Source organism: Mesorhizobium sp. CA7 (genome assembly GCF_020165015.1).
GTDB lineage: Bacteria > Pseudomonadota > Alphaproteobacteria > Rhizobiales > Rhizobiaceae > Mesorhizobium.
The window spans coordinates 642217-654742 of record NZ_JAIUHH010000001.1; the positions used below are offsets into that span (position 1 = coordinate 642217).

Here is a 12526-nt window from a genome sequence, read left to right on the forward strand (position 1 = left end):
ACGATGACCGGCAAGATCAATTCGTACAAGGATTTGATCGTTTGGCAGCAGGCGATGGATTTGGCTGTAGCTACCTACTCCTTGACAAAGGCATGGCCAAAAGAAGAATTGTATGGGCTGACTAGCCAAATTCGCCGCTCAGCCACATCCATCCCCGCAAACATTGCGGAAGGTTACGGCCGGGATAACACCGGCTCTTACCAGCAGTTTCTCAGGATAGCCCAAGGCTCTCTAAAGGAGCTCGAGACGCATCTCCAGATCGCTGAACGCATCGGCCTGGCCGCTCGTGATGAGGTTCATCATATGCTGTCAGCCACGGAAGCCGTCGGAAAAATGCTTCGCCAGCTTATTATCAAGCTCGCACCTGAGTAGACACCCTACTGCCTACTGCCTACTGCCTACTGCCTACTGCCTACTGCCTACTGCCTACTGCCTACTGCCTACTGCCTACTGCCTGATCAAGGGAGCACTATCATGGCAACCATCGCCTTCATCGGCCTCGGTAATATGGGCAATCCCATGGCCGCCAACCTCGTAAAGGCGGGTCATACGGTGCTGGGCTTCGACCTCGTGCCCGAGAACCTAGCCACTGCCAAGGAACACGGCGTCACCGTCATGGCGAACGCCGTCGCGGCGGTGAAGGACGCTGACGTCGTCATCACCATGCTGCCGGCCGGCAAGCATGTGCTGTCGGTTTATGAGGACATCGCGCCCAAGGCCAGGAAAGGCGGGCTGTTCATCGATTCCTCGACCATCGATGTCGAATCGGCGCGCAAGGCGCATGCCATTGCCGCGAAGCATGGTCATCCGTCGATCGACGCACCCGTCTCCGGCGGCACGGGCGGCGCCGCTGCCGGCACACTCACCTTCATGGCCGGTGGCTCGGATCAGGCGTTTGCCGCCGCCGAGCCGATCCTGAAGCCGATGGCCGGGCGCGTCGTTCATTGCGGCGGCGACGGCGCAGGCCAGGCGGCCAAGATCTGCAACAACATGATTCTCGGCATCTCGATGATCGGCGTCGCCGAAGCCTTCGTGCTGGCCGAAAAGCTCGGCCTGTCGCACCAGGCGCTGTACGATGTCGCCTCGACCTCGTCGGGCCAATGCTGGTCGCTCACCACCTATTGCCCGGTGCCCGGCCCTGTTCCGGCCTCGCCAGCCAACCGCGACTACAAGCCCGGCTTTGCCGCTGCGCTCATGCTGAAGGACCTGAAATTGTCGCAGGAAGCCGCGCAGAACGCAGGCGCCGCGACTCCGCTCGGCGCCGAAGCCACGCAGCTCTATGCCTTGTTCAATGCGCAAGGCCACGCCGGCACCGATTTTTCCGGCATTATTAATTTCCTGCGCGGAAACCCTGCATAAACCTTTGATTTTCAAAGATTATTTCCCTAAATTGCCGGTGCGAAGCCGGCAAATTTAGATTTGCTTAAGGTCTTGCTAACGCACCGGTAACGATGTGCCTTTAAAACGGACTGCGAGGCGGACATCGCGTCTGCCCGGCGCTCCGGATCAGGTCTCGCGTACCGGAGCCCGTAAGTTTCGCAAGTGTTTCGTAGCGAAACGCCATGCGTATCTGGCAAAGCCGCGTTCCCGTCGGGACGCGGTTTTTGCGTTGTGGGGACATCACATGAAATGTCCGGGAATGGACCGGGCGCCCATTGAGGAGCGCCCGGAGAATATCCCTCAGCGCTTGCGCAAATCGGCGTCAGCGAGATCGAGCGCCCTGGCGATGCGTTCGCAAGCCATGTCGATCGTGTCGCGCGTCCAGATCAGCGGCGGCGAGAGAATCATAGTGTCGCCGGTGGCCCGCAGCATCATGCCCTGCGCGATCGCGTGGTCGCGAACGACGACCGCCGCACTTCCCGATGGCAAATAACGTTCCTTGGTCGCCTTGTCCTTGACGATCTCGATCGCGCCCATCAGGCCGATCGAGCGCACCTCGCCGACCAGCCTGTGCCTGGCGATCCGCTCTTGCAGCGCCTGCGCGAAATAGGGACCGGTGTCGTTCTTGACGCGCTCGACCAGGCCTTCCTTCTCGATGATCTCGAGGTTCTTGAGCGCCACAGCGCAAGCCACCGGATGACCGGAATAGGTGTAGCCATGGTAGAACTCGCCGCCTTTCTCGACCAGCGCCTTGGCCATGCGGTCGCCAACCAGCAGCGCCGAGAGCGGCTGGTAGCCCGAGGTCAGCGCCTTGGCGGTGGTGATGGTGTCGGGCTCGATCCCGAACGTCTGCGCCGCGAACCATTCGCCGGTGCGACCATAGCCGGTGATCACCTCATCCAGCATCAAAAGCACATCGTATTTGCGGCAGATGCGCTCCACTTCCGGCCAATAGCTCATCGGCGGGATCTTCACGCCGCCCGCGCCCATCACCGGCTCGCCGATGAAGGCGGCGACCTTGTCGGCGCCGGCTTCGAGGATCGCGTCCTCGACCGCCTTGGCCGCGCGGATGCCGAAATCATGGTCGCTTTCGCCGGGCAACGCGAGCTCATAGGCATAGGGCATCATCACATGGACGATGTTGGGCACCGCGCCGCCGAGCTGCTTGTGCATCGGCTCCATGCCGCCGAGCGACGTGCCGGCGACGGTCGAGCCGTGATAGGCCGACTTGCGCGAGATGACGCGGTTCTTCTCGGGCTTGCCTTCAAGCGCCCAATAGTGGCGCACGAGCCTGAGCGCCGTGTCGTTGGCCTCCGATCCGGACGAACCGTAGAAAACCTGGCTGACATGCGTCGGCGCCAGCTCCGCCAGCTTCTTCGACAACAGCACCGGCGTCGGCGTCGAGCATTTGAAGAAGGAGTTGTAGTAAGGCAGCTCCTTCATCTGCGCGTAGGCCGCCTCGGCCAGCTCGTCACGGCCGTAGCCGACATTGACGCACCACAGGCCCGCCATGCCGTCGAGGATTTCGGTGCCGTCGGCATCGTAGATGAACGGGCCGTTGGCATGGGTAATGATGCGCGAGCCCGTCTCGCGCAGCTCCTTATGGTCGGTGAAGGGGTGCAGGTGATGCGCAGCATCGATCTGCTGAAGCTGCTTCAGCGAATAATTCTGATAGGTCATGGATTTGATCTTTCCTCTTGAATCAATCCGGCAGCGGCCGGGGCGGATTCGTCAGAGGAAGCGGGGCGGCGAATAGCCGATGCGGGCGCACAGCCGCAACAGCTCGGCGCGCAGCGTGCGCGGTGACGGCGTCACCGCGACCCCGAAGGCGCCTGATGTGCTGAAGCGGATCATGGCAGCAGCTTACGCCGCCTGACGCCCAGAATTCAAGCTACGACGGCAAGCGGTAGTCTCAGTTTGGTGACATGTTGGCGGCGCGCCTCTTTTCGCCCTTCGAGCCAAGACCATTGGCGGCGGCGCTCTTCGATCGTCCTGCAGGTCGTTGGCTTCCTCGCCTGTGGCAATACGCATGACGCGAACGGCGTTGCCGATCACGTCGGCGGGGCGCTCCTGGCCCTTAGGTCCGGTCGGTATTTGAGGACTCCTCTAAGGTCGCTATATAGTGCACCGGGCTCCCACTGGAGTACACAGTATAGCTCTTATTGCCAAAGCGGTCGTTCTTAACTGTGAGCGAGGTGGTGTAGGGCGGGAAGCCTCTTCTCGGAGGTATTTTGGGTATAGGCGGGCAATGGCTCGTTGCCAACCGACCAAGAAGCACGGCCAACTCCGCTGTCGGCATCTCGTCCTCTGGGATGGACTGTTCCCAAGGCTGCTCCGAACCGCGCCGGACAATCTTCCAAATTCGCACCATCTCTCGCCCATGCTTTCCACTAAGCATATAGGCGGTTCCGTCTATATGGGCAAACTCGGCGAGGCGCTTTCGACTGGCTGTCAAATTTCAAACTGAGACACTACCCGGCCAGCGCTCGCTGCAGGAATATGTAGCGCATCGCCGTCTGCGCCGCCTGCGGCCGGCGGTCGCCGCGCCCGCCATGGCCGCCTTCGGTCTCCTCGAAGAACAGCGTCCTGCCGTGACCTGCCTCCTGCAGCCGCGCCGCCATCTTGCGCGCATGTCCGGGATGGACGCGATCATCGGCGGTCGACGTCATCAGGAGCACCGGCGGATAGGCAGCGCCCGCCTTGACATGCTGGTAAGGCGAATAGGCGCCGAGCCAGGCCGCCTCCTCCAGCTTCGACGGATCGCCATATTCGGCGATCCACGAGGCGCCGGGGGGCAGTTCGGTGTAGCGCAGCATGTCGAGCAGCGGCACGTCGATGATGACCGCGCCGAACAATTCCGGCCGCTGCGTCAGCGACGTGCCGGTGAGCAGGCCGCCATTGGAGCCGCCCTGGATGCCGAGCTGCGCCGCCGTGGTGATGCCGCGCCGGACCACGTCCTCGGCCACGGCCGCGAAATCATCGAAAGCGTTCTGGCGCTTGCCTTTCAGCGCTGCCTGGTGCCAGGCCGGACCGAACTCGCCGCCGCCGCGGATATTGGCCTGGACATAGGCGTTGCCCCTGTCCAGCCAGAGCCTGCCGCGAATGCCGGCATAGCCGGGCAGCAGCGGCACTTCGAAGCCGCCATAACCGTAGAGCAGTGTCGGCACCGGCCCTTTCTGGTCGCGCCGCCGCACCACGAAATACGGGATCATCGTGCCGTCCTTCGAGCGCGCCTCGAACTGCTCCGAGATATAAGGCGAGGCGTCGAAGCGGGCCGGCTGCGACTTCACCGTTTGAAGCGTCTCGCCATTGTCATCCGACCAGATGATCGAGCTCGGCGTCAGGAAATCGGTGAAGGAGAAAGAGACGCTCGACCCGAAATGCTCGACATGGCTGATGCCGACATTGCCGTTGTCGGGCAGCGCTATCCGCTTCAGCGACCAGCCTTCTGCGGCGCGGTCGCAGGCGATGATCTTGCCGCGCACATTGTCCATCAGGTTGATGAACAGCCGGTCCTGCGTCCTGGCGAGGCCGGCGATCGAAACGCGGTGCGCCGGCTCGAGCACGGTCTGGAACGGCCCGAAGGCACCGTTCTCGATCCAGCCATCGAAATCGACCGAATAGAGCCCGTCGGGCAGGCAGCGCGTGCCGTCCGGCGCCGTCCAGGGGCTGCGCACGCCGAAGATCAGTTGGCCCTTGAAGACCACGGTGTCGGTGGCGTCGTCGGGCAGCGGGATGCGCCGGTTCTCGCCCGAAGCCAGCCGCAGGAAACTGTGCGAAGTGAAGAAGTCGAGCGTCTTGCCGAGCAGCACGTGCCGCTTGTCGCCGTCATATTCGACGCCGCCGCCGACCGCGAGATGTTGTTTCTCGCCTTCGAGGATCGGCGTGGCGTCCTCGAGCTTGGCGCCGCGCCGCCACAGCTTGATCACGCGCGGGTAGCCGGACTGCGTCTTGTCGTCTTCCTCGAAAGCGGCGGAGACGATCACGGTATCTTCGTCCAGCCAGGAAAAGCCCGACTTCGAAGCGGGCGCGCGAAACCCGTCCTCGACGAAGGATTTCGCCGCGACATCGAATTCGCGCATCTCGCTGGCATCGCCGCCATCGGGCGACATGTAGAGCAGGCAGCGGTTGAAATCGGGATAGAGCCGGCTCGCCCCGCCGAACACCCACTTCACGCCTTCCTTCGCGGAAAGCTGATCGAAGTCGATGATCGTCTCCCAGTCGGGCTTGTCGGTCTTGTAGGACGCGACCGTCGTGCGCCGCCAGAGACCCAGCGCATTGGTCTTGTCCTGCCAGAAATTATAGACGTAGCCGGCAAGCGCAGCCCCGACGGGCATATTGTCCTCGGCGGTCATCAGGTCGAGCGCGGTCTCGAACGCGGCCTGATAAGAAGGATCGCCCTGCAGTTCGGCGACCGTCAGCGCATTCTGGCGATGAACCCAGTCCAGCGCTTCCTTGCCATTGCGATCCTCAAGCCAGAGGTAGGGATCGTCGGCGGTCAATTCGAGCTGGGTTTTGGTCATCGTGCTGGTCATGCAGGTCTCCATCCGGCGGCCCCGCCTACATCGCGTTCGCTGCCTTGATATTCAAGAGCCATTCGGGGCCGATTACAAAACCCGCCTGCGCGCGATCGTCGCCGCCGCCAGCGCCGCGGAGATGGCGCCAAGCGTGACCGGCAGGCCGGCGGCGCCGATGACATCCATGACGCCGCCGGTGAGCGGCGGCACGACGATGCCGCCAAAACCCCACATCAGCGAGAAGGCGGCATTGCCGGCAACCAGCGCCGACCCGGTGAAGCGCTCGCCGAGCTCGATGATCGACATCGTGTAGATGCCGTAGGAAACGGCGCCCCAGATAAAGACGCAAGCCCAGATCAGCGGCGTCTCGATCAGCGCCGGCAAAGCCACGCATCCAAGGACGGTCACCGCCACGCAGCCGAACCGCACCAGGCGCGCCGTCAGCCTTTCGGCGAGCAGGCCGAGCGGCACCTGCATGGCGATGTTGCCGGCGATCATCACGGAAAGCAGCGCCGACATACGCGCTTCGGGAATGCCGTGATGCGTCCCATAGACCGGCAGCAGCGCCAGTATCGCCTGCTCGAACCCGGCCGCGACGATCACGGCCGACATAAGCAGCCAGGCCATTGGTATGAAGCCCAGCACCGAAACTTTGTTCTCGGCCTCGTCGACGTTCGGCAGCCTTTTCACCACCACGGCCAGGCAGCCGCCGCAGAAGAGGAAGGCAAGAATGCCGACAAGGAAAGGCGGCCAGCCTTCCGTGCCGACGCCGAGCAGGCAGAGCGGCCCGGCCGCGAAGCCCGCCGAGATGATGGTTGAATAGATGCCCATGACGCGACCGCGCCGCGCCGGCGGCGCAAGCGCAATCACCCAGATTTCGCTCAGGACATAGAGCGGGTTGGTCACCACGCCGATCAGGAAGCGCAGCGGGAACCACAGATAGACATTTTGCGTCCAGCCGATCAGCGCCAGCACCAGCGCCGAAAGCGCCGCGCAGGTCAGCGCGGTCCGCCCCGCCCCGAACCGGCGCGCCAATCCCGGGATCAGCGGCGAGGACAGGATGAAGCCGACCGGCGTCATCGCCGCCGACAGCCCGATCATCGCCGGCGAAATGCCTTGCCGCTGCAGGATGAAGCTGAGCAGCGGATAGGAAAGCCCTTGCGCAATGGCGAAGACGGAAACCGTCGCGATCACGCCGGTGATCGCGGCCCACTGCACCGTCTCGTCGCTTTCCGAGCCCGCCAGCGCCATCAATGCCGCTCCAATCGTTCGGAGCCTTAGCCGCTACCGGCGACAGCCGTAAGGGCCAACGGCGGCTAAAGCGCATGCTCCAGCCAGTCCCTGTCAGGAGCGCTGGCGCTGCCAGGATCAGCACAAGGTAGCGGCATCCAGCAACGCATCGAGCCCGACGATGACGGCAGGCAGCCGAGCGGCCGATCGCCTTCAGCCGGCTCCCCTTCCGTCATGTCGCTTCCCTCGCCCTAGTGGTCGCCGCCTCCTCACCGGCTGCATTGCTGCCAGTCCATTATGCCGGCCAAATTCGCATCCTCACGAGGCTTCTCATGACTGCCGCCCTTCATCCCGCCGAGTCGGCACTGGCAACCGATCGCGCCCGCCGTGGCGGCCGCGCGGGAAAGCGCGCCGGCGGCTCGGCCGCCTTCGAGCAGCCTGCCTTCCGGCAGCTGAAGAACCCGCTGACGCCGACCAGGCTGGTGTCCGATGACGAATTGGAATCAATCCACCTCGCCTCGCTGCGCGTGCTGAGGGAAATCGGCGTCGACGTTCTGCACGATGAGGCCCGCCGCATCATGAAGGCGCACGGCGCCGACGTGCGCGAAGGCTCGGAGCGCGTGCGCTTCGACAGCGACATGATCCTCGAGCTTGTCTCGCACTGCCCGTCGGAATTCACCCTGCATGCCCGCAACCCGGCGCATAATCTGCGCTTCGGCGGCAACAACGTCATCCTGTCGATGATGGCTTCGGCGCCGAACTGCTCCGACCTCGACCGCGGCCGCAGGCCCGGCAACCAGGCCGATTACCGCAACTTCCTGCGCCTGGCGCAGATGCACAACATCCTGCACTGCACCGGCGGCTATCCGGTCGAGCCGATCGACATCCATCCGTCGGTGCGGCACCTGGAATGCATTCGCGACCTCGCCATGCTGACCGACAAGGTCTTCCACATCTATTCACTCGGCAAGGAACGCAACGTCGACGGCATCGAGATCACCCGCATCGCGCGCGGCATCAGCCGCGAGCAGCTGATGCAGGAACCGTCGGTCTTCACCATCATCAACACCAATTCGCCGCTCAAGCTCGACGTGCCGATGATGGAAGGCATCATCCAGATGTCGAGCATGGGCCAGGCCGTGATCGTCACGCCCTTCACGCTGTCCGGCGCCATGGCGCCCGTCACCGTCGCCGGCGCGCTGGTGCAGCAGAACGCCGAGGCGCTCTCGGGCATTGCCTTCGCGCAGATGGTGAAAAAGGGCGCGCCGGTCGGCTATGGCGGCTTCACCTCCAATGTCGACATGAAGTCCGGCGCGCCGGCCTTCGGCACGCCCGAATATATGAAGGCGCAGCTCGTCGGCGGCCAGCTCGCGCGCCGCTATCAAATTCCCTACCGCACCTCCAACACCTGCGCTGCCAATACGGTCGACGCCCAGGCCGCCTATGAAAGCGTGTTCTCGCTATGGGGCGCCATCCAGGGCGGCGGCAATCTGATGATGCATGGCGCCGGGTGGCTGGAAGGCGGCCTGCGCTGCTCCTATGAAAAGACCATCCTCGACATCGACCTGTTGCAGATGGTGGCCGAATTCCTCACCCCGCTCGACCTCTCCGAGGATGCGCTCGGCTTCGACGCCATCCAGTCGGTCGGTCCTGGCGGTCATTTCTTCGGCACCCAGCACACGCAGGAGCGCTACAAGACCGCCTTCTATTCGCCGATCGTCTCCGACTGGCGCAATTTCGAGACATGGGCCGAAGCGGGTTCGCCGACAGCGATGGAGCGGACCAACAAGGTCTGGAAGGAGCGCCTTGCCCCCTACGAGGAGCCTTATATGGATCCGGCCATCCGCGAGGAGCTCAACGACTTCGTCGAGAAACGCCGCGCCGAAGGCGGCGCGCCGACGGATTTCTGATTTTCTGTGTTGCTGATGAGCAGTCGACCCCCACTCCGTCGAGCTTCGCTCGACACCTCTCCCCCGATCGACGGGGGAGAGGAAAGGCGCGCGGCGATTCCAGCTGGCTCCCTTCCTCTCCCTCCGGAGGGGGCAGAGGTGGCGCCGCGAAGCGGCGACGGAGTGGGGGAAGGCGCTGTTCAAACGCGAAGCCGTCGCAAACAGGGCACGACCCAGCAAGCCGGAAATCAAACGGATTTGGTGCACAGTCGACCCCCACTCCGTCGAGCTTCGCTCGACACCTCTCCCCCGATCAACGGGGGAGAGGAAAGGCGTGAAGCGATTCCAGCTGGCTCCTTTCCTCTCCCTCCGGAGGGGGGAGAGGTGGCGCCGCGAAGCGGCGACGGAGTGGGGGAAGGCCCTGCTCAAACGCGAAGCCGTCGCAAACAAGGCACAACCACGCGAGCCCGAAACCTGCGGCAAGCCGGCAATCAAGCGGAAGCCTTGCATTGGCTTGAACTGAAGTCACGCAAGCTCGGCGGCTATCGCTTTACGCGCCAGTTTTCCATCGGACCGTTCTTCGCCGACTTCGCTTGCCGCGAGCGTCGGCTCGTCGTCGAGGTCGATGGATCCCAACACGCCGACAGTTCATATGACCGCCGCCGCGACCACTTCATGCAGGCTCAGGGCTACTCGATCCTGCGCTTCTGGAACCATGACGTCCTGAAACATCGTGCTTCCGTCTGTGAAACCATCCTCGCCGCGCTCGACGGCGGGCTGACCGAAAACATCGCGGCATCCGATCTCCGCTTTGTTTTCACACCTCGATCCCCCGATTCAGTATTTTCAAACACGGATCTATCTGCATGAAATCCCACGTAAAAGCGGTTGTCATCGGCGGCGGCGTCGTCGGCTGTTCGGTGCTTTATCACCTCGCCAAGGCCGGCTGGACCGACATCATGCTGATCGAGCGCTCGGAGCTGACCTCCGGCTCGTCCTGGCATGCGGCGGGCGGCTTCCACACGCTGAACGGCGACCCGAACGTCGCCAAGCTGCAGGCCTATACGGTCCAGCTCTATAAAGAGATCGAGGAACTCTCCGGCCAGTCCTGCTCGCTGCATCTGACCGGCGGCGTGATGATGGCCGATACGCCCGAGCGCATGGACTTCCTGCGGCTGGCTCATGCCAAGGGCCGCTATCTCGGCATGGATACCGAGCTGATCACGCCCTCGGAAGCCAAGGCGATGTTCCCGCTAATGGACGAGACGAACTTCGTCGGCGCCATGTGGGATCCGGTCGAAGGCCATCTCGACCCTTCGGGCACCACCATCGCCTATTCCAAGGCGGCCAAAAAGCTCGGCGCCGAGATCGTGCTGCGCAACCGCGTCGTCGACCTCACTCAGCGGCCGGACGGCACCTGGAACGTCGTCACCGAGCAGGGCACAGTCCATGCCGAGCATGTCGTCAACTGCGGCGGCCTTTGGGCGCGCGAGATCGGCCGCATGGTCGGCGTCGAGCTGCCGGTTTTGGCCATGGAGCATATGTATCTTTTGACCGAGCCGATGCCGGAGGTCGAGGAGTTCAACAAGTCGACCGGCCGCGAGATGATCGGCGTGCTCGACTTCAAGGGCGAGATCTACACCCGCCAGGAGCGCAACGGCGTCCTGCTCGGCACCTACGAGAAGGCCTGCAAGCCGTGGTCGCCGGTCAACACGCCGTGGGATTTCGGCCATGAGCTCCTGCAGCCCGACATCGACCGCATCGCTCCGTCGCTGGAGATCGGCTTCAAGCATTTCCCCGGCATCGAGAAGGCCGGCATCAAGCAGATCATCAATGGCCCCTTCACCTTCGCGCTCGACGGCAACCCGCTGGTCGGCCCGGTGCAGGGCCTGACGAATTTCTGGTGCGCCTGCGCCGTCATGGCCGGGTTCAGCCAGGGCGGCGGCGTCGGCCTCGCGCTCTCCAACTGGATGGTGCATGGCGATCCGGGCTTCGACGTCTGGGGCATGGATGTCGCCCGCTTCGGCGAATGGGCGAGCCTGCGCTACACCAACGCCAAGGTGCGCGAAAACTATTCGCGCCGCTTCTCGATCCGCTTCCCGAACGAGGAACTCCCGGCCGCCCGTCCGGCGCAGACGACGCCACTCTACGACACCATGCTCGCCAACAACGCCGTCATGGGGGATTCGTGGGGCCTGGAAACGCCGCTCTGGTTCGCGCCGAAGGGCACGGAGCCGAAGGACATCGTCTCCTTCCACCGCTCCAACGATTTCGGCCCGATCGGCGAGGAAGTGCGCGCCACGCGCGACAGGGTCGGCGTCACCGAGATCGCCAACTTCGCCAAATACGAGGTGTCCGGTCCGGGCGCGGAAGATTTCCTCAACCGGCTGATGACCAACCGCATGCCGAAGGTCGGCCGTATCGTGCTGACCCCGATGGTCAACGAATTCGGCAAGCTGATCGGCGACTTCACCATCGCCAAGGCCGGCCCAAGGAATGGAGAAGACCGCTTCATGATCTGGGGTTCGTCCGCAGCGCAGAAATATCACATGCGCTGGTTCGAGAAGCACCTGCCGAAGGATGGCTCGGTGCGCATCCACCGCTTCGACCAGACGCTGGTCGGTCTCTCCATCGCCGGGCCGAAATCGCGCGACCTGCTGCAGAAGCTCGTCGATGTAGACGTCTCGACAAAGGCCTTCCGCTTCATGGACTTCCGCGAGATGGCGGTCGGCGGCGCGCCCTGCATGGTCAACCGCATCACCTATACCGGCGACCTCGGCTACGAGATCTGGATGGCGCCAGCCTATCAACGCCTCGTCTACAAGGCGATCAAGGAAGCCGGCGCGGAATTCGGCATCGTTGATTTCGGCATGCGTGCGCTGCTCTCCATGCGCCTGGAAAAGAATTTTCCGACCTGGTTCCGTGAATTGCGTCCGATCTACGGACCGTTCGAAGGCTCGATGGACCGCTTCATCAAGCTGGAGAAGAACGACTTCATCGGCCGCGAGGCGTCCGCCAAGGAGCATGCCGAAGGGCCGAAGCTGCGCCGGGTCTCCTTCATCGTCGACGCTGCCGATGCCGACGTGATGGGCGACGAGCCGATCTGGGCCAAGGTCGGCAAGGACTACGGCACGGTCGAGAAGCCGCATGGCTACGGCGCACCGCGCTTCGACACATCAGGCAAGGAAGTGCGCGGCTCGAAGGCCGCCGAAGGCGCTTCGGCCGTGCGCGGCATCGTCGATGGCGAGTGGCGCGTCGTCGGTTGGGTGACCTCGGGCGGCTACGCGCATTACGTGCAGAAGTCGATGGCGCAGGGCTATGTGCCGGCCGTCCTTGCCGAGGACGAAAGCGCCGGGCTGTTCGAGATCGAGATTCTCGGCCACCGCCGCCCCGCCCGCATCAATGTCGAGCCGCCTTTCGACCCGAGCGGCGAGAAGATGCGAACCTGAGGCCCCACGAATTGTTGGATTGCGTTGGTAGCTATGGCATGGTCCGAGCCCACTACCGGCG

General features: G+C 63.6%; 9 protein-coding genes. 5 read left to right on the plus strand and 4 right to left on the minus strand.

What is annotated here, in order from left to right:
* The first annotated feature begins 3 nt into the window (after positions 1-3).
* Together LB552_RS03130 and mmsB are read left to right on the plus strand one after the other, a co-directional pair.
* The gene (locus tag LB552_RS03130) at positions 4-372 is read left to right on the plus strand and encodes a four helix bundle protein (RefSeq protein WP_224601826.1); all 369 of its coding nucleotides are present in this window, start codon (positions 4-6) and stop codon (positions 370-372) included.
* A gap of 102 nt (positions 373-474) precedes the next feature.
* Entirely contained in the window at positions 475-1359 is an 885-nt protein-coding gene (mmsB, locus tag LB552_RS03135) for a 3-hydroxyisobutyrate dehydrogenase (protein ID WP_224601827.1), read from the plus strand.
* A gap of 321 nt (positions 1360-1680) precedes the next feature.
* Here mmsB and LB552_RS03140 read toward each other — a convergent pair whose 3' ends face one another.
* The 4 genes from LB552_RS03140 to LB552_RS03155 form a co-directional block, all read right to left on the minus strand.
* Entirely contained in the window at positions 1681-3060 is a 1380-nt protein-coding gene (locus LB552_RS03140) for an aspartate aminotransferase family protein (RefSeq protein WP_224601828.1), read from the minus strand.
* A gap of 51 nt (positions 3061-3111) precedes the next feature.
* Entirely contained in the window at positions 3112-3234 is a 123-nt protein-coding gene (locus LB552_RS03145; RefSeq protein WP_040969798.1) for a hypothetical protein, read from the minus strand.
* Positions 3235-3851: 617 nt separating this feature from the next.
* Complete coding sequence (locus LB552_RS03150; RefSeq protein WP_224601829.1) at positions 3852-5915, minus strand: prolyl oligopeptidase family serine peptidase; 2064 nt, start codon at positions 5913-5915, stop codon at positions 3852-3854.
* A gap of 72 nt (positions 5916-5987) precedes the next feature.
* On the minus strand, positions 5988-7148 hold the full coding sequence (locus LB552_RS03155; RefSeq protein WP_224545529.1) for an MFS transporter: 1161 nt from the start codon (positions 7146-7148) through the stop codon (positions 5988-5990).
* A gap of 311 nt (positions 7149-7459) precedes the next feature.
* Here LB552_RS03155 and LB552_RS03160 point away from each other — a divergent pair, with 311 nt between their 5' ends.
* The 3 genes from LB552_RS03160 (at position 7460) to LB552_RS03170 (ending at position 12465) form a co-directional block, all read left to right on the plus strand.
* Positions 7460-9037: a trimethylamine methyltransferase family protein gene (locus tag LB552_RS03160; RefSeq protein ID WP_224601831.1), complete on the plus strand. Its 1578-nt coding sequence runs from the start codon at positions 7460-7462 to the stop codon at positions 9035-9037.
* A 363-nt stretch (positions 9038-9400) separates the two neighbouring features.
* A complete protein-coding gene (locus tag LB552_RS03165; RefSeq protein ID WP_411965417.1) occupies positions 9401-9886 on the plus strand; it encodes an endonuclease domain-containing protein in 486 nt (161 codons plus the stop codon).
* Positions 9883-12465, plus strand: coding sequence for an FAD-dependent oxidoreductase (locus tag LB552_RS03170; RefSeq protein WP_224601833.1), 2583 nt, complete (start codon positions 9883-9885; stop codon positions 12463-12465). Before LB552_RS03165 ends, LB552_RS03170 begins: the two co-directional genes overlap by 4 nt.
* Positions 12466-12526: the final 61 nt, after the last annotated feature.